At 71.8% G+C, this 17,495-nt stretch carries 20 protein-coding genes; 2 read left to right on the top strand and 18 right to left on the bottom strand.

Annotated features, from left to right (window positions below; translation table 11 throughout):
* The first annotated feature begins 137 nt into the window (after positions 1-137).
* Positions 138-734, top strand: a complete 597-nt coding sequence (locus tag FHS34_RS27875; RefSeq protein WP_184970350.1) for a peptidoglycan DD-metalloendopeptidase family protein — start codon at positions 138-140, stop codon at positions 732-734.
* On the opposite strand, the gene FHS34_RS27880 is transcribed toward FHS34_RS27875, so the two are convergent.
* From FHS34_RS27880 to FHS34_RS27960, 17 genes are all read right to left on the bottom strand, one after another.
* Positions 714-1,271 carry a TetR/AcrR family transcriptional regulator gene (locus tag FHS34_RS27880; protein ID WP_184970694.1) on the bottom strand — a complete coding sequence of 186 codons (558 nt, stop codon included), beginning with the start codon at positions 1,269-1,271 and terminating at the stop codon, positions 714-716. The two genes, FHS34_RS27875 and FHS34_RS27880, sit on opposite strands and share 21 nt — an antisense overlap.
* 64 nt (positions 1,272-1,335) lie before the next feature.
* On the bottom strand, positions 1,336-2,178 hold the full coding sequence (whiG, locus tag FHS34_RS27885; protein WP_184970352.1) for an RNA polymerase sigma factor WhiG: 843 nt from the start codon (positions 2,176-2,178) through the stop codon (positions 1,336-1,338).
* Between the two features lie 322 nt (positions 2,179-2,500).
* Positions 2,501-3,661 (bottom strand): DNA-processing protein DprA, encoded by a 1,161-nt coding sequence (dprA, locus tag FHS34_RS27890; protein ID WP_184970353.1) that lies wholly within the window; start codon positions 3,659-3,661, stop codon positions 2,501-2,503.
* A complete protein-coding gene (locus tag FHS34_RS27895; RefSeq protein WP_184970355.1) occupies positions 3,658-5,283 on the bottom strand; it encodes a YifB family Mg chelatase-like AAA ATPase in 1,626 nt (541 codons plus the stop codon). Before FHS34_RS27895 ends, dprA begins: the two co-directional genes overlap by 4 nt.
* Positions 5,284-5,646: a YraN family protein gene (locus FHS34_RS27900; RefSeq protein WP_184970357.1), complete on the bottom strand. Its 363-nt coding sequence runs from the start codon at positions 5,644-5,646 to the stop codon at positions 5,284-5,286.
* Between the two features lie 126 nt (positions 5,647-5,772).
* Entirely contained in the window at positions 5,773-6,081 is a 309-nt protein-coding gene (locus FHS34_RS27905; RefSeq protein WP_014675276.1) for a DUF2469 domain-containing protein, read from the bottom strand.
* A gap of 56 nt (positions 6,082-6,137) precedes the next feature.
* The gene (locus FHS34_RS27910; protein ID WP_184970359.1) at positions 6,138-6,668 is read right to left on the bottom strand and encodes an NUDIX hydrolase; all 531 of its coding nucleotides are present in this window, start codon (positions 6,666-6,668) and stop codon (positions 6,138-6,140) included.
* Positions 6,658-7,443: a signal peptidase I gene (gene lepB / locus FHS34_RS27915; protein ID WP_184970361.1), complete on the bottom strand. Its 786-nt coding sequence runs from the start codon at positions 7,441-7,443 to the stop codon at positions 6,658-6,660. Before lepB (FHS34_RS27915) ends, FHS34_RS27910 begins: the two co-directional genes overlap by 11 nt.
* Positions 7,444-7,611: 168 nt before the next feature.
* The gene (gene lepB, locus FHS34_RS27920) at positions 7,612-8,628 is read right to left on the bottom strand and encodes a signal peptidase I (RefSeq protein ID WP_184970363.1); all 1,017 of its coding nucleotides are present in this window, start codon (positions 8,626-8,628) and stop codon (positions 7,612-7,614) included.
* Entirely contained in the window at positions 8,516-9,607 is a 1,092-nt protein-coding gene (gene lepB / locus FHS34_RS27925) for a signal peptidase I (protein ID WP_184970365.1), read from the bottom strand. Before lepB (FHS34_RS27925) ends, lepB (FHS34_RS27920) begins: the two co-directional genes overlap by 113 nt.
* Positions 9,600-10,301 carry a signal peptidase I gene (gene lepB / locus FHS34_RS27930; protein ID WP_184970367.1) on the bottom strand — a complete coding sequence of 234 codons (702 nt, stop codon included), beginning with the start codon at positions 10,299-10,301 and terminating at the stop codon, positions 9,600-9,602. Before lepB (FHS34_RS27930) ends, lepB (FHS34_RS27925) begins: the two co-directional genes overlap by 8 nt.
* 45 nt (positions 10,302-10,346) lie before the next feature.
* Complete coding sequence (gene rplS / locus FHS34_RS27935) at positions 10,347-10,697, bottom strand: 50S ribosomal protein L19 (RefSeq protein ID WP_184970369.1); 351 nt, start codon at positions 10,695-10,697, stop codon at positions 10,347-10,349.
* A gap of 135 nt (positions 10,698-10,832) precedes the next feature.
* Positions 10,833-11,666, bottom strand: coding sequence for a tRNA (guanosine(37)-N1)-methyltransferase TrmD (trmD, locus tag FHS34_RS27940; RefSeq protein WP_184970370.1), 834 nt, complete (start codon positions 11,664-11,666; stop codon positions 10,833-10,835).
* Complete coding sequence (gene rimM, locus FHS34_RS27945) at positions 11,666-12,262, bottom strand: ribosome maturation factor RimM (RefSeq protein WP_184970372.1); 597 nt, start codon at positions 12,260-12,262, stop codon at positions 11,666-11,668. The genes trmD and rimM overlap by 1 nt, the downstream gene beginning before the upstream one ends.
* 105 nt (positions 12,263-12,367) lie before the next feature.
* Complete coding sequence (locus tag FHS34_RS27950) at positions 12,368-12,607, bottom strand: RNA-binding protein (RefSeq protein WP_005479813.1); 240 nt, start codon at positions 12,605-12,607, stop codon at positions 12,368-12,370.
* A gap of 5 nt (positions 12,608-12,612) precedes the next feature.
* Positions 12,613-13,032 carry a 30S ribosomal protein S16 gene (rpsP, locus tag FHS34_RS27955; RefSeq protein ID WP_184970374.1) on the bottom strand — a complete coding sequence of 140 codons (420 nt, stop codon included), beginning with the start codon at positions 13,030-13,032 and terminating at the stop codon, positions 12,613-12,615.
* A 349-nt stretch (positions 13,033-13,381) separates the two neighbouring features.
* Complete coding sequence (locus FHS34_RS27960; protein ID WP_184970376.1) at positions 13,382-13,978, bottom strand: hypothetical protein; 597 nt, start codon at positions 13,976-13,978, stop codon at positions 13,382-13,384.
* Positions 13,979-14,497: 519 nt separating this feature from the next.
* Here FHS34_RS27960 and FHS34_RS27965 point away from each other — a divergent pair.
* Entirely contained in the window at positions 14,498-15,397 is a 900-nt protein-coding gene (locus FHS34_RS27965) for a class I SAM-dependent methyltransferase (RefSeq protein WP_184970378.1), read from the top strand.
* 93 nt (positions 15,398-15,490) lie between these two features.
* Here FHS34_RS27965 and ftsH read toward each other — a convergent pair whose 3' ends face one another.
* A complete protein-coding gene (ftsH, locus tag FHS34_RS27970) occupies positions 15,491-17,428 on the bottom strand; it encodes an ATP-dependent zinc metalloprotease FtsH (protein WP_184970380.1) in 1,938 nt (645 codons plus the stop codon).
* Positions 17,429-17,495 lie beyond the last annotated feature (67 nt).

Consider the following 17,495-nt stretch of genomic DNA (forward strand, 5'->3'; position numbering starts at 1 on the left):
CGAAGTCGACCCGGTGACCCGGATCGCCAGAAGAAGTGTACGGGACCGGCGAGGCACCGGGTGACGGCGCTCTCCACAACCGGCGAGTAGTCCACAGGGCGCGGCCGTGACCGGCGCGGACGCGGGACGGTTCCGCCATGCGACGAGTGATGCGATGCGTGACGCTGTGGGTGTTCCTGACGCCGGTCCTGCCGGTGGTCGCGCTCATGCCCCTGGCCTGGGCAGTGGCCCCGCCGCCCGCTCCGGCGCCGGCACCGGCGGCACCGGTGCCGGCCGTCGGGCGCGGCTGGCCGGTGGGCTCACGCCCGCCGGTCCTGCGCGGCTGGCAGCCGCCGGCGACGCCGTACGGCCCCGGCCACCGGGGCGTGGACCTGGCGGCGCCGGCCGGCTCGCCGGTGCGCGCGGTGGCGCCCGGCCGGGTGACGTTCGCGGGACGGGTGGCCGGGCGGGGCGTGGTGTCGGTGGCCCTGGCGGGCACCGGTCTGCGCACTACGTACGAGCCGGTGCGCCCTTCGGTACGGAAGGGCGACCGGGTGGCCGCGGGAGGGGTGGTGGGGGTGGTGGAGCCGGGCGGGGCGCACTGCGGGCCGGAGACGTGCGTCCACTGGGGTCTGTTGCGCGGGGAGACCTATCTCGACCCGCTGTCCCTGCTGCCGCCGTGGCTGCTGGGCAGGGGGCCGTCGCGGCTGCTGCCGGTCGTGCCGCGGCAGGGCTCAGCCCGTCACGCCCCGTAGGGCCATGGCCACAGCGGCGTCGGTGATGGCGGCGGGGTCCTCGGCGGCCCCCAGCTCGATCCTCCGCACCGCAGCGTCCACCACTCCCTGCAGCAGCATCGCCGCCAGCCGGGGCTCGCCGTGCCCCATCTCCCCCAGGGCCTCGACGATCATCGCGACGAGCCCTCCGTGGGCCGCCCGGATCTTCTCCCGGGCGCCGGCGTCCAGCTCGCTCGCGGAGATGGCCACGACCGCCCGGTGCCGCCGGTCCCCGACCAGCGCCAGCTGCCGGCGCACATACGCCTCGACCTTGCCCTCGGCCGAGCCGGCCCGCTCCATCGCCGCCGCGACCTCCGCCGCCCACACCGGGAAGTCGACCTCGCACAGCTCCTCGACCACCGCGGCCCGTGACCGGAAGTACTCGTACACGGACGACCGCGCCAGTCCCGTCCGCTCGGCCAGCGCGGGAAAGGTCAGCGCCTCCGTCCCGCCCTCGGACAGCAGGGACCGAGCCGCGTCCAGCAAGGCGGCTCGCTGCATCGACCGGTGTTCGGCCACGGAGGCCGCTCGAATCCTTGGCACGTCGACCACTTTACGGACAGGCCCTCCCGAAAGGGAGCACTCACCGTCCGAAGCCGGCGAGCTTGGCCCGCAGCTGGAGCACCGACTTGGTGTGGATCTGGCTGACCCGGCTCTCGGTGACGCCGAGCACGTTGCCGATCTCGGCGAGGGTGAGCCCTTCGTAGTAGTACAGCGTGACCACGGTCTTCTCCCGTTCGGGCAGCGTGTTGATCGCCCGCGCCAGGAACCGCCGCAGCTCCCGGTCCTCGGCCACCTCGACCGGGTTGTCGGCGGCGGTGTCCTCCAGGGTGTCCATCAGGCTGAGCCGGTCCCCGCCCTCGCCGCCGACGTGCAGCAGCTCTTCCAGGGCGACCACGTTGGCCAGCGACAACTGGCTGAAAACCGCGTGCAGTTCGTCGACCTCCATGCCCAGCTCGACGGCGACCTCGCCCTCCGACGGCGTCCGCCGCAGCCGCGCCTCCAGGGTGGCGTAGGCACGCTCGACATTCCGTGCCTTCTGCCGGACCGAGCGGGGGATCCAGTCCAGCGCCCGCAGTTCGTCGATCATCGCGCCGCGGATCCGGGTGATCGCGTACGTCTCGAACTTGATCTCCCGGTCGATGTCGAACTTCTCGATCGCGTCGATCAGTCCGAAGACTCCCGAGGAGACGAAGTCGGCCTGCTCCACATTGGGCGGGAGCCCGACGCTCACCCGGCCCGCCACGTACTTGACCAGCGGCGAGTAGTGCAGGATCAGCTGCTCCCGCAGCCGGTCGTCCCCCGTCGCCTTGTACGACCGCCACAGCTCGTCGAGCGTCGAGGGGGCGGGCGGTCGCACGCTGCCACCGTCGCGGGCGGTGGGGGGGACCGCCGCCCGGTCGGACCCGGAGGTGTGCTGGGGCATTCGTCGCCTTGTGCCGTTCTGCCGTGAAGTGCCGTGAAGTGCTGCTAAGTGGGAAGGGGTGGGGTTCGTGCGGTGAAGTGGGCTGACTGGGTGAGGTGTCGGTCTGGTGGCGGGTTGACGCGGTCTGCGCCACCACCGTCGTGAGCGTAGCGTGACTGAGGAGTCGCGGTGTGCGAACAACGAGGCTCCACCCCTGCGCGGGGGGCTCGTGCCGGGCGGGTGACCGCGCCCCGCAGCTCGCTCTCCGTGACCGGCAGCAGTCGCCAACTCCGGGAAACGCCAAGGGCGTCGGGGGTTCCCCCGGACGGCCGAACACGGTCGGTCAGCACGGGCGGCGACCGGTCCGGACCGAGATCATCGCCTGGCGTGTCAACTTCCAGCCATCGCCGTGTCGTTCGACGTAACCAAGTGCACGGAGTTCGTACAGTCTCGCGATGGCCTCGTCCCGGGTGGTGCGCGCGTCGAGCGCGATCTCGTCGGTGGGGGCCGCGCGGTTGCCGGGCAGGGCGGCGAGCACCGTGCGGGTGGCCGGTTCCAGCAGGTCACGCGGGAGGACCGGGCCGCGCCGGGCCGGTGCCAGGTCACCCATCGCGCCCACGAGTTCGACGACTTCCGTGGCATCGGTGACCAGGGTGGCCTCCTCGCGCAGCAGTGCGTGGACGCCGGCGGAGAGGGCGCTGGTGACCGGGCCGGGCACGCCCATGGTGAACCGGCCGAGGCGCTGTGCGGCCCGCGCGGTGGCCAGCGAGCCGCTGCGGCGGGCGGCCTCCACGACGACGGTGCCTCTGGTCAGGGCGGCGATCACGCGGTTGCGGAGGATGAACCGGGTGGGCGTGGGGTGGTCGCCCGGCGGGAGTTCGCCCACCACCAGTCCCTGTTCCGCGATGCGGGCGATCAGTGCGGCGTGGCCGCGCGGGTAGGGCTGGTCGACGCCGCAGGCCAGGACGGCGACGGTGGCGCCGCGGGCGGCGAGGGCGCCCCGGTGGGCGGCGCCGTCGATGCCGTAGGCACCGCCCGACACCACGACCCACCCGCGCTCGGCGAGGCCGGAGGCGAGGGTGGCCGCCGCGTGGGTGCCGTACTCGGTGCAGGCGCGGGCGCCGACCACGGCCACGGAGCGGAGCGCCCACATGCGCAGGCTGGGCCGGCCCCGCACCCACAGCCCGAGGGGCCGTCCGTCCCCGAGGTCGTCGAGCTGGCGGGGCCACTCGCCGTCACCCGGGCACACGAACCGCGCCCCCGCGGCCCGGGCCACCGCGAGATCCCGCTCCGGCTCGGCCCGCCCGGCCCGCGCGACGAGCCCCGCCCACCGGGTGCCGCTCACCCCGGGGAGCGCGTCCCTGCCGCACCGCAGCCGCCGCACCACCTCCCCCACCCCGAACTCCCGCACCCACCGGCCCCCGACCTCGTCCCCCGGCTCGATCACCCGACCGAGAAAGACACGACCGAGCAGTTCGGCGTCGGGATCCTCCCCTCCGGTCACGTCAGCGCCCCGATGGCCATCGGCAACCCTCGGGGGACACCGGTGCGTAGCTGCAACGCCAGGGCCACGTCGGTCGCGTCGGGACGGTCGTGCCCGACGAGGTCGGCGACCGTCCAGGCGACGCGCAGCACCCGGTCGATCCCGCGGGCGGTGAGCACACCCCGCTCCAGGCTGCGTTCGGCCTCGTCCATTGCCCCGGCGACGGCGTGGTACCGGCCTCGCAGCTCACGACCGGGCACTTCACTGTTGGTGCGCCACGGAGTGCCGGTGAGGCGAGCTGCGGCCCGCTGCCGGGCCTGCCTCACCCGCTCGGCCACGGTCGCCGTGGACTCTCCGCGGGCGCCGGGCTCGGTGAGCTGGGCCCGGGTGACCGGATCGACCTCGACACGCAGATCCACCCGGTCCAGCAGGGGGCCGGACAGCCGGGACTGGTAGCGACGGATCGCCGATGGGGAGCACTCGCACAGCGAGTCGCGGAGTGAGAAGCGTCCGCAGGGACAGGGATTGGCCGCGAGGACCATCAGGAACCGCGCCGGGAAACGGACCACACCGGCGCTGCGTGCGATCACCACGTGCCCCGACTCAAGAGGCTGTCGCAGAGCGTCCAGGGTCTGACTGTGGAATTCGGGCGCCTCGTCCAGAAACAGCACTCCGCGATGGGCAAGGGACACCGCGCCGGGCCGGGCGATGCCCGGGCCGCCGCCGACGAGTGACTGCATCGTGGCGGAGTGGTGCGGGGCGCAGTAGGGAGCGACGTCGACCAGCGGCTTGCCCGGGGGAAGCAGCCCGGCAACCGAGTGCACCGCCGTGACCTCCAGTGACTCCTCCCTCGTGAGTCGGGGAAGGACCGGGGGCAGGCGTTCGGCGAGCATGGTCTTGCCCGCGCCGGGCGGCCCCTCCAGGAACAGGTGGTGTCCGCCTGCGGCGGCCACCTCCACGGCCGTGCGGGCGGAGATCTGACCCACGACATCCGCCAAGTCGTGATCGTGGTCGTGCTGTGCGGAGCCGATGCTGTGCATGCCGGTGGCGGCGCCCGTTCCCGGGACCCGTAGTCCGGCCAGCAGGGGATCGGGCCGTCCCTGTTCCTCCGGCGCCTCCTCGGGGACGGGTTCCTCGGTCAGCACCGCGATGAGCTGCCTCAGGCTGCGCACACCGAGTACGGACACACCGGGGACCAGCGCGGCCTCGGCGGCTGCGGACTCGGGTACGACCACCTGCTCATACCCCGCATCGGCCGCCGCGAGGACGGCCGGCAGGATGCCCCGGACCGGCCGCACCCGACCGTCCAGGCCCAGCTCTCCGATCATGACGATGTCGGCTAGGACACGGGGGTCGATCCGTTCGGCGGCGCCGAGCACCGCACAGGCGACGGCCAGGTCGAAGCCCGAGCCGGCCTTGGGGACCGAGGCGGGACTGAGACCGACGGTGAGCTTCTTCTGCGGCCATTCGCCGCCCGAGTTCACCACCGCCGCCCGGACTCGGTCGCGGCTCTCCGTCAGGCTTTTGTCGGGGAGGCCGACCAGGGTGAAGGCCGCGACGCCGGGTTCGAGGTCTGCCTGGACCTCGACGACCACGCCCTCGACGCCGACCAGGGCCACCGAGCACGTACGGGCGAACGCCATTCAGGCCACCCCCCGCGCGTGCTCCACGGTCGGGGCGCCCCGGCGGGGCAGGACCACGCCGACGAGGTCGATGCGGACGCCGCCCGGTGGGGCTCCTCCGTGGGCCTGGATCCAGTGCTCGGCGAGCGCCCGGAGCCTGGCCGCCTTCTCGGGGGTCACCGCGGCCATCGGGTGTTCGTAGTCCCCGCCCCGGCGGGTCTTCACCTCGCAGACGACGAGCGCGTCACCGTCCCGCGCCACGATGTCGATCTCGCCGGACCGTCCGCTGCGCCAGTTGCGCTCCAGGACCGTCATACCGGCCTCGGCGAGCCACCGCGCCGCCAGGTCCTCGCCGTACTTGCCGATCGCTGCTCGTGCGTTCATGTCGGCACCACCTCCGGCGCCAACCGTCACGCATCCCGTCCCCCAGTGTTGATCTTGGTGGACTACCCGGCGGTTGTGGAAAACTCCGTCACCCGAACGGGCAACACCGCAGGAAACCGCAGGTCATCAGCCGCCCGGCAGCTCCAGGTCGCTCTTGTTCAGCTCCTCGATGTTCACGTCCTTGAAGGTCAGAACGCGCACCTGCTTGACGAAGCGAGCCGGCCGGTACATGTCCCAGACCCAGGCATCGGCCATGGTCACCTCGAAGAACACCTCACCCTGAACCGAGTGCACCTGCATCTCGTAGTCGTTGGTGAGATAGAAACGCCGCTCGGTCTCGATCACGTATTTGAACAGACCGACGACGTCTCGGTACTCCCGGTAGAGCTTGAGCTCCATCTCGGTCTCGTACTTTTCGAGGTCCTCGGCGCTCATGGCATGTTCCCCTTCAGCCGTGCGATCCCACCATTGTGCGCCAGTCCCCGGAGCCCTCAGACGATTTCCGTGTCGAGGGTCACCGGTGTGGCCGGGGCACCTTCGACGAGCAGCGTGCGCAGCAGCCCGGCGAGTCTGGTCGGATACACCGTCTCACGTGCCCGGGTCAGTTCCTGACACGTCCACCAGCGCGCTCCGGCGACGCTGCGCCGTTCCAGCTCCGTCAGCCCCGTCGCCGCGGTGGCCGTCTGCCGCGTACGGGCCAGGTAGTACCACTCGTCCTGGTCCCAGCGGCGGCCCGCGAACGGGAACGAGCACCGCCGCCGCCAGAGGACGGGCCCCAGTTCGACGTCGGTGATGCCGGTCTCCTCCGCGAGTTCCCGCAGCGCGGCCTCCTCGCGCGTCTCGGCGCCCTCCAGGCCGCCTCCCGGGGTGAACCACCAGTCGTCGGCCGGGTCGTCCGGCTCGTGGCCGTGCAGGAGCAGGATGCGGTCGTCGGGGTCGAGGAGAACCACCCGCGCCACCTTGCGCGGGCCGCCGTCGCCCTCGTACGACTCCTCGGCCGGCCGCGTGGTCTCAGCGGGCACCGGCCGCCTCCGGGCGGGCGGTACGGGTGCGGGAGCGGCTCAGGCGTCCCGCGATCGGGCCGTAGGCGCCGCCGCCGAGGACCAGGACCGCGCCGGCCACGACGAGCAGCTCGATCGTGCGCAGCGGGCCGGGCGGGGAGAGGGCGCCGAGCGTCTCGAAGCCGGTGGGACGCTCGAGCGCGCCCTTCCAGGGCCAGACGACGGCCTCCACGCGGGCGGAGACGGTGTCGCGGGACACGGTGCCCTTGGCCGCGTCCGCGAGGTGGGCGGTGGAGTCCAGGGAGCCCTGGCGTTCGTCGCCGAGGAGGAACAGCCGGCCCTCGGGCACGGTCACCGTGCCGAAGTCCGTGATCTCGGCCGCGCTGCCCTTGGGCAGGTACGGCTCGTCGATCTGCTTGCCGTTGACGGTCAGCTTGCCGCCGGTGCAGCAGGAGACGGTGTCGCCGCCCACCGCGACCACGCGCTTGACCACCTTGGCGCCCGTGACCCAGGTCTTGTCCTCGAAGACGACGACGTCGCCGCGGCGTACCTCGTCGCCGTCGACGCGCTGGGCCAGCACCCGGTCACCGGCGTCGATGGTGGGGGTCATGGAGCTGGTGGGCACGGTGTACGGCCGGTAGACCACCGCTCCCCACGCGAATCCGCCCAGGAACAGCACCAGCCCCAGCGCCACGGCCACTCCGGACAGCCGCTGTCCGAACCGGCCACCGCCGGCCCGTGCCGTGCCGGTGCCGCCGCCGTGCGGGGCCGTACGCGTCATGCTCTCGCCACCCATGGACCCGCACCCTACCCGTCGGTTCCGAGCGGGGGCAGCCCCTCTTTCCCGGCCGGGGTCCCCCGGCCCACCGGGGGTGGCTCCAGGCCGCGGGCGGCCTCGGCCAGGTGCTTTCCGTGCGGGGCCGGCCGTCGGTCCTCGGATCCTGCGGACCGGCCGGCTCGTGGGTCACGGCCGTCCGGCCGGCGCCTTCCGTGCCGCCTGGGTCCCGGTCCGGTCCGTGCGCCTGCGCCGCCACACCGCCAGCGGCAGCACCGCGGCGACGGCCATGCCCTGCGGGGCCACCGTCAGGGAGGCGGCGGCGGACTGCTGGTCGAGGCCGGGCTGGTCGAAGGTGTCCGGGATCGGCAGGGTGCCCCAGCGGTTGATCGGCCAGGCCTTGACGATCGCGCGGCCGACGACCTTGTCGACGGGGACCATGCCGTGGTTCCTGTCGGACTGGTTGTACCGGGAGTCACGGGAGTTCTGGCGGTGGTCGCCCATCACCCAGAGGAAGCCCTCGGGGACCTTCACCTTGAACTGGCCGCCCTGGTCGTCCACGCTGCACGGCGTGTTGCCCGGGTAGACGTACGGCTCGTTCAGCGCCTTGCCGTTGACCCTCAGCGGGCCGCTGCCCTTGCACTCGACCGTGTCGCCGCCGACCCCGATCACCCGCTTGATCAGGTCCTTCTCCTCCGCCGACGGCATCAGGCCGATCCAGCTGAGGACCTTCTGCACCGGGTTCGGGTTCGGCGTCGGCTCGCCCGCCAGCCAGTCGTCCGGGTCGTGGAAGACGACCACCTCACCGCGCTCGGGTTCGGAGCCGAACCACGGGGTGAGCTTGTCGACCAGGACGCGGTCACCCTCCTGGAGGGTGTTCTGCATCGAGTCGGACGGGATCGAGAACGCCTGGACGAGGAAGGTCTTGATCAGCAGTGCCAGGACCAGCGCGATGCCGATCAGGATCGGCAGCTCCTTCCAGAAGGAGCGCGGCTTCCTCGGACGGGGTGTCCCCGCGTCCGCGTCCGCGTCCGCGCCGCCGGCGGGGGGCCGCTGCTCGCCGTCCTGCGTGCCGTCGCCGCCCGCGTCCGCGTCATTCCCGGAGGTCATGGCGCCGTCCGGTACGGGAACGTCCGGCTCCACGGGGTGCCCGCGGTGCTCCTCGCCGTCGTGTCCCGACCGTGCGCCAACCGCCACATCCCCCACGCCAACTCCTCACTCTGTGCCGCTGCCTGCCCCACACACGACGCAGGCCCACCACTCCCATAACGAGCGGGAGTTCCGCAGGGGTCGGGAGCTGTGTCATTCCGTTCGGATGCTCGGGATCAACCCTATGCGAACGCTGGGGAGCAGCGGTCGCACCCGAGGCCGAGTCGGTGACGCTTGCGAAGGTTTTAGGTTCTTCCAGACGCGTCCAGTGGCCGACGGGCCAGCCGATGACCATGGCCCGGCCGACCACGGAGTCCTCGGAGACCGTTCCGCCGTAGGGCGTGTTCTGGTGGGCACGGGAGTCGGCCGAGTTGTCCCGGTGGTCGCCCATCACCCACAGCCGGCCCTCGGGCACGGTGATGTCGAAGGGGGTGGAGGAGGGCTCGCTCCCCGGGTAGAGGTAGTCGCCTTCGGTGAGCGGTACGCCGTTGACGGTGACGCGCCCTTGCGCGTCACAGCACTTGACGTGGTCGCCGCCGACCCCGATGACCCGCTTGATCAGGTCTTTCTCGTTGTCGGACGGCAGCAGGCCGATGAAGGTGAGTCCTTCCTTGAGCTGCTTGACGACGACGGGGTCGTTCTTCTTGGTGGTCTGCTCGTCCTGGAGCCAGCCGCCGGGGTCGTGGAAGACCACGACGTCGCCGCGCTGCGGCTCGGAGCCGAACCAGGGGGTGAACTTGTCGACCAGGACCCGGTCGCCGATCCGGATCGTCTGCTCCATGGACCCGGACGGGATCACGAACGCCTGGACGAGGAACGTCTTCAGGACGAGCGCGATGAGGACGGCGACACCGACCAGGAGAGGGATCTCCCGGACGGCCGAGCGCCTGCGCTTGCGTTTGACCTTGCGCTGGAGTTTGCGGCGCTCCGCGCGCGTACGGCCGCCGCCGGGCACGGAGGTGCGGCGGACCCCAGTGGGCAGCAGGTTCTCGGCGGGGTCCGCGGGCACCCCGCGCGGTTTGCCGCGGCTACCCATGGACGCCCTCCGCCGGTGCGGCGGGCACGCGCGCGTAGGCGGACGGCCGGCTCAGATGGGTCCAGTGGCGGTACGGCCAGACGATCCAGTCGGCCCGGCCGATGACGTCGCCGACGGGGATCATGCCGCCGCCGGGCGAGCCGAGATGGTCACGGGAGTCGCTGGAGTCGCTGCGGTGGTCGCCGAGGACGAACAGGCGGCCCGAGGGCACGACGATGTCGAAGGGCACGCCGGAGGCGCTGTCCCCGGGATAGAGGAACGCAGTCTCGTCGACCGCCCGGCCGTTCACCTCGATCCTCCGCTTCTTGTCGCAGCAGACCACATGGTCTCCCCCCACACCGACCACACGCTTGATGTAGTCGGCGTCCCCGAAATACCCCGTGCCGTCGAACACAACCACGTCACCGCGGCGCGGCTGGGAACCGAAACGGTACGCCAACTTATTTACGAGAACGCGGTCCCCGATCCTCAACCCCTGCTCCATGGATCCGCTCGGAATCTGGAACGGCTGCATCACGAGGGTGTTGAGGAGCAGCAGGAACGCCAGGGCGGTGAGGAGCGAGAGGGTGATCCGGCCGCCCGGTACCCAGTCGGCGGCCCGTGCCACCAACGCGAAACGCGACCGGCCCTCCGCACCCGGAGTCCCGGGGGCAAAGGAGCGGTCGCGTTCCGTCGGCTGTGCTTCGGTGTCCATCGGAGCCAGATGCTATCCGGCCCCGCTGTGACGCCGGGGAAGCGCTCAGTTGTCGCGCTTCTCCTTGATCTTCGCGGCCTTGCCGCGCAGCTCACGGAGGTAGTACAGCTTGGCGCGACGCACGTCACCGCGGGTGACCAGCTCGATCTTCTCGACGATCGGGGTGTGCACCGGGAAGGTGCGCTCGACGCCGACGGAGAACGAGACCTTGCGGACCGTGAAGGTCTCGCGGACACCGGAGCCCTGGCGGCGGATCACAACGCCCTTGAACTGCTGCACACGGGAGCGGTTGCCCTCGATGACGCGGACGTGGACGTTGACGGTGTCACCCGGGCGGAAGGCCGGGATGTCGGTGCGCAGCGACGCGGCGTCGACGGTGTCGAGCAGGTGAGACATTTCGTCTGCTTTCTTCGCTGATGCCACAGGTCATCAACGGAAACTAGGGTTCCAAGAGGATTGCCGTGCGGGCCGGAACGGGCGTCGTGTCCCCCTGTGGCAGGGGCGCACGCCGGACGGACGCACAACAGCGGTCTATTCTTCCACGCCGTCGGCCCGGCGCCAAAATCGGCCGTACCGTTCACCCCGCGGATCGGGTTCCCAGCCCAGGATGGAGAGCATCTCGCGGTCCTTCTTGTCGAAGGCCTTGGGATCGCAGTGCTCGATCAGGTCGGGCCGGTGGGCGGAGGTACGCCTGAGGGCCTCGTCGCGGCGCCAGCGGGCGATCTTGCCGTGGTGGCCGCTGAGCAGCACCTCGGGGATGTCCCGGCCGCGCCAGACGGGCGGCTTGGTGTAGACGGGGCCTTCGAGGAGGCCGGCCATCGCGCCGGGGGCGAAGGAGTCGTCACGGTGGGACTCCGCGTTGCCGAGGACACCGGGCAGCAGCCGGGCGACGGCCTCCGTGATGACGAGTACGGCCGCTTCGCCGCCGGCGAGGACGTAGTCGCCGATGGAGACCTCGTAGACCGGCACACGGGTCGCGTACTCGTCCATCACCCGCCGGTCGATGCCCTCGTAGCGGGCCGGCGTGAAGATCAGCCAGGGGCGTTCGGACAGCTCGACGGCCAGTTCCTGGGTGAAGGGGCGGCCGCTGGGCGTGGGGACGATCAGCGCGGGGGCCTGGGCACCGGCCTCGTAGCCGTCGGCGAGGACCGTGTCCAGGGCGTCGCCCCAGGGGTCGGTCTTCATGACCATGCCGGGGCCGCCGCCGTACGGGGTGTCGTCCACCGTGTTGTGGCGGTCGTACGTCCAGGAGCGCAGGTCGTGCACCTGGACGTCGAGCTGTCCCCGCGCGCGTGCCTTGCCGACGAGGGAGACGTTGAGCGGGTCCAGGTACTCGGGGAAGATCGTGACGACGTCGAGGCGCATTACGACTCTTCCCCGGCGGCCGCGGAACCCTGGCCGTCCTCGGAGCTTTCGGAGTCCTCGGAGTCCCGCGAGGAGGCGATCTCGGCGCGGTCGTCGATCAGGCCCGGCGGGGGCGTGATGACGGCCCGCTGCTCCTCCAGGTCGATCTCGGCGACGATCTCCTCCACGAAGGGGATCAGCACCTCGCTGCCGTCCGGGCGCTCCACGATGAACAGGTCCTGCGAGGGCAGGTGCGAGATCTCGGTGATCCGGCCGACCTCCGTGCCGTCCTCGGTGACCACGTCGAGGTCGATGAGCTGGTGGTCGTAGTACTCGTCCTCGCCCTCCGGCAGCTCCTCCGGATCCACGTCGGCGATCAGCAGGGTGTTGCGCAGCGCCTCGGCGGCGGTGCGGTCGTTGACGCCCGCGAAGCGCAGCAGGAGGCGGCCACTGTGGACGCGCCCCGTCTCGATGGTCAGCGGTCCCGTGGAGGCGGGATCCGTGGCCAGTACGGCGCCGGGCGCGAGCCTCAGTTCCGGCTCGTCGGTACGTACCTCGACGGTGACCTCGCCCTTGATGCCATGGGCACGGCCGACCCGTGCGACTACCAGCTGCACCTGTCCAAATCTCCTGTCGTGTGCCTACGGCATGACTCCGTAGACGACTACGGGCCGGGGACGGCCCTGTGGCCCTCCCCGGCCCGAGCCGGTTGCGATGAAGCGTCAGCGGACGTGGTCCACGTCGACCAGGTCGACGCGTACACCGCGACCGCCGATGGCGCCCACGACGGTGCGCAGAGCGCGCGCGGTGCGGCCGTTGCGGCCGATCACCTTGCCGAGGTCGTCCGGGTGGACCCGGACCTCGAGCACGCGCCCGCGGCGCAGGTCGCGCGAGGCGACCTGCACATCGTCAGGGTTGTCGACGATGCCCTTCACGAGGTGCTCAAGCGCCTCTTCGAGCATGCTGCTCAGGCCTCGGTCGACTCGGACTCGGCAGCCGCCTCGTCCTTCTTCTCAGCCTTCTTCTTCTGGGTGATGGCCTCACCCTTGCCCTCGTCGTCACCGCCGAGAGCCTCGAACGACGGACGCGCGGCCTTCGGCTCGGCGACGAGCAGCGGCGCGGGGGCCGGCTCGCCCTTGAACTTCTGCCAGTCGCCGGTCTTCTTCAGGATGGCGAGAACGGGCTCGGTCGGCTGCGCGCCGACACCCAGCCAGTACGCCACGCGGTCGGCGTCCACCTCGATGACCGACGGGTTGTAGGTCGGGTGGTACTTGCCGATCTCCTCGATGGCCCGGCCGTCACGGCGGGTACGGGAGTCGGCGACGACGATGCGGTAGTGAGGCGAACGGATCTTGCCCAGACGCTTCAGCTTGATCTTGACTGCCACGGGAGTGGACTCTCCTGAATTTGACGTGGTTGGGCACGGCGAGAATGCCGCGTGGGGTTGCGGTACCCGAGTGCCCGATGGACGCGTCAGTCGGAGGAGAGAGGGGTCCTGTGCGACTGTCGAGTACAGCTAGCCATTGTGCCACACCCTGCGGGTCGATCTCGGCCGAGGGGGGACGAGCCGGCGCGGGACATGCCTGAGCGGCACCCGGCGTGGAGGTGTGCGTACGCCGGGTGGCCGCCCGGTGCGGTGAGGGTGCCGGCCGCGCCCGCCCGTGGTGAACCGCACGGAGGCCCGTCGTCGCCGCGGTCCCGGCACCCACGAGATGCCGGTACGTCCGCGGCCTCGGTCACGCCGCCCCTACGACCTCCGGGATCCGGAACGGCTTGCCGCAGCCCCCGCAGACGATCGGGGCCTGGGCCAGGACCGAGGGGACCACCCGGACGTTGCGGCCGCAGTCGCACACCGCCTTGACCCGGACACCGCCGCCGGAGGAGCCGTGCCGGGCGGCCGGGCCGCGGAAGGTGCGGGAGGTGTCGGCGGAGGTGGCCACCGTGTGGGCCTTGAGGGCGCGCTGGAGCCGTTCGATGGTCGGGCGGTAACGCCGCTTCGCCTCGGCGTTGAGCGTGACCAGCGAGAAACCGCTGCTGGGGTGCGGTTCCTCGGGATGGTCCAGGCCCAGCTCCTCGGCGATCGCCAGGAAGCGGCGGTTGTGGTAGCGGCCGGCCCGGGAGGTGTCGCGGATGCCGCGTGCGGCGGCGATGCCGTGGACGGCCTCGTGGAGCAGTCGCTCGAAGGAGAGTTCGTGACCGCACGCGGACGACGACTCCCCGATCAGGGACTCTGGCGCGGCAAGGTCCGGCAGCTCGGGGTGGTACCGCTGAATGTCGGCCCACGCCTGCGCCAGCTCTGCGGCGAGAACAGGTGGTGTCTGTGTCGTGCTCACGTAATGACAACGAGCGGGGGTGCCGCTGTGTTCCTATTCCGGGGCATCCCAAATAATTTGCACGTACCCGTCAGTTGCCACTGATGCGTCCTGACGAGGGCGGGTGCGCTGATCTGCGGAGAAGCGTCACAGCTCCTACCAAGCCGGTGCGTAGTCCGCACTACGCCCCACCCGTGAGCGCTGGTGCGACGATGACCGGCTGCCGCGCAAGAGGTGTTTCGGCCGCTCTCGGTACGCCGCCTCACTCCGGTCAGCGTCCCCGGCCCTCGTGACGTTACCGCGCGCCGCTCCACCCCCCCGCCACCGGCCCGTACCCGGGTGCGGACACCGTAGGGCCGTTCATATTGCCGGGACGTGAAATCTCGCCACACCGGTGTCCGGGCACCAAGCCGGGGCCCACGACCCCTGGACGGCACCGCGAGCCGGGAGTTACCTGGCATACGTGGGAAGTGCGCGCGCACGGCACGGGGGCCACACGACCGGGCACAGCGGCGACTGTCGGCGGATTGGGGCACTTCTATGACACCTGCACTCGTGCGGCAGCACGTGTCTCACGCGGATTCGGCACCCCGCGTGGACCGGTGCGCACGCGCGCGTGACTGGTCCGAGATCCAGGAGCGGATGCTCGTACCGCTCTACGAAGCCGTGTACGACCGACTCGAAGTGGGCCCCGCCACCCGGCTGCTGGGCCTGCGCTGCGGCTCCGGGCTCGCCCTGCTGATGGCGGCCTCCCGGGGCGCCGCGGTCACCGGCGCCGACTCCGCCGCCCCCGAACGGCTCGCCCTGGCCCGCGAGCGTCTCCTGCCGGACACCCGGCCCGGCAGGGGCGCGGGCGCCGGACGCGGCACGCGCGCGCGTACGGCCGCGAGGCTCCTCGACGGCCCGCCCGCGGACGCGGACGGCGCGGGGACGGACGGCGCGGGGACGGCCCCGTACACCCTGGTGACCGTCTTCGAACCGGTCGGCTGCCTCGCGGGCGACTCCGAGGGGCTCGGCGAGCTGCTCGCCGGCGCGCTTCCGTCGGCCGCGCGCGGGGCCGCCGTGGTGCTGGCCGGCTGGGGGCCGCCGGAGCGCTGCGCCACCTCCTCCGTGCTGCGGGTGGCCACCCGGCCGGCGGATCCGCCGCGCGGCGCGCGCGGCTGGCGGCCCGCCCGGCGTGACGACCTGGAGGAGGTCGCGGGCCGGGCCGGGCTGAAACCGGACGGCTCGGGCCGGGTCGCGTGTCCGTTCGGGTACGCCGACCTCGACAGCGCCGTACGGGGCCTGCTGTCGACCGGCCTGTTCGACGCGGCCGTCGCGGCGAGCGACGCCAAGCAGATCGACAAGGAGCTGGCGGAGGCCCTGCACCCGCACCGGCGCCCGGACGGCACCGTGTGGATGCGCAACGTCTTCCGGTACCTGATCGCCCGGGTGCCCTAGGGGTCCGTCTTCCGCCCGCGGACCGGGGTGTGGTCGGTCGGCGGAGGACACGGACCGGAGCCGGACCGGCCGGAAGGAGGTGCCCCCGGTGTCTCAGGCGTCGCTGCCCTTGGTGAGACGGGTGATCCCGGCGATCCGGTACGCGTCCGCCTCCTCCAGCGTCTCGCTCTCCAGCAGGGCCCGCGCCAGCGCGTCCAGCTGTCCCCGGTGGTCGCGGAGTTTGCGGCACGCCTCCTCGTAGCACTCGTCCACGATCCGCCGCATCTCGGCGTCGATCACGTCGAGGGTCTGCGGGGCGGCGGCGAGGCCGTAGGCCTGCTGAGCGTCGTTCGGGAGTGCGGAGAGCCGGCCGACCTGCTCACTCATGCCCCAGCGCGACACCATGCCGCGCGCGATGTTGGTGACCTGCTCCAGGTCGCTCTCGGAGCCGGTGGTGATCACGTCGTAGACGACGTGCTCGGCCGCCATGCCGCCCAGCGCGCCGATGATCCGGCCGCGTAGGTACTCCTCGGTGTACGCGTACTTGTCCGCGTCCGGCGTCGACAGGGTCACCCCGAGCGCCCGGCCGCGCGGCACGATCGTGATCTTGCGGACCGGGTCGGCACCCGGCTGCAGCATGCCCAGCAGGGCGTGCCCGCTCTCGTGATAGGCGGTGCGCCGGCGTTCCTCCTCCGGCATCACCAGCGCCCGCTCCGCGCCGAGCTGGATCTTCTCCAGTGCCTCGGAGAGGTCGGCCGGGGTCACCTGCTGCTGCTTGCGCTTCACGGCGAGCAGCGCGGCCTCGTTGGCGAGATTCGCCAGCTCCGCGCCCGTCATGCCCGGCGTCGTACGGGCCACCTGGGCCAGGTCGACGTCGGCGGCGAGCGGGATGTCCCGGGTGTGGATCTCCAGGATGGCCTCCCGGCCGCCGCGGTCCGGCGGCGAGACCTGGACCACCCGGTCGAAGCGGCCGGGGCGGGTCAGGGCCGGGTCGAGGATGTCGGCGCGGTTGGTGGCGGCGATCACGATGACGCCCTCGGAGCCGGAGAAGCCGTCCATCTCGGTGAGGATCTGGTTCAGCGTCTGCTCGCGCTCGTCGTGCCCGCCCACCGAGGCGCCGCCACCGCGCGCCCGTCCGATGGTGTCGATCTCGTCGATGAAGATGATCGACGGCGCCACCTTGCGGGCCTCCGCGAACAGCTCCCGGACCCGGGAGGCGCCCACGCCCACGATCATCTCGATGAACTCCGAGGCCGAGGCGGAGAAGAACGGCACGCCCGCCTCCCCGGCCACCGCCCGCGCCAGCAGCGTCTTCCCGGTGCCCGGCGGCCCCGCGAGCAGCACACCGCGCGGCATCTTGGCGCCCATCCGGCGGTACGCGTCGGGGTTCTTCAGAAAGTCGACGACGTCGTTCAGCTCGCCCTCGACCTCGTCGATGCCCGCGACGTCGTCGAAGGTGGTGCGCTTCTCCCCCGGCACCAGCTCCACCGGCTTCGGCGGCGCCTTCCGGCCGAGCATGCCGCCCGCACCGCCGAGGCCCGCGCTCATCCGCCGCGCGATGAACACCCACACGGCGATCAGCAGCAGCATCGGCGCCAGCGAGAGCAGCAGGTTGGACAGGAAGCTCCGGTGCTGGACGACCGGCTCGGCCGTGACGTTGACCTGGTGCTTGGTCAGGTTCGCCCACAGATCGTCGTCCGCGAAGGACGGCCGCTCGGTGTTGAACTTGGTGTACTCGCCGCCGTCCGGGTTCTTCCGCTCCTTCTTGAGCTGGCCCTGGATGGAGTCGCCCTTGGCGTAGATCTTGTCGACGTTGCCGTCGTTCACCTGCTTGCTGAACTCGGTGTAGGAGATCGTCGGCTCGTTCGCCTGGTCGAAGTACGACAGCACCAGGTTCGCGATCAGGTACACGATCAGCGCGGTGAGGATCAGCCGCCACCAGCCGCCCCGCATCCTCCGCCCGCCGGGCGGCTGCCGCTGCGGCTCCTCCGGAGCGCCCTCGGTACGCCAGGGCTGGTCGGGCGACCGGCGCGGCGGAGCGGGGTTGGTCATACCGGGACGGTACGACACCGGGTGCGCACCGGCACGCGCAGAGGCGCCCTTCCGGCGGAAGGACGCC

The organism is Streptomyces echinatus (assembly GCF_014203595.1).
In the GTDB taxonomy this organism is placed as follows: Bacteria; Actinomycetota; Actinomycetes; order Streptomycetales; family Streptomycetaceae; genus Streptomyces; species Streptomyces echinatus.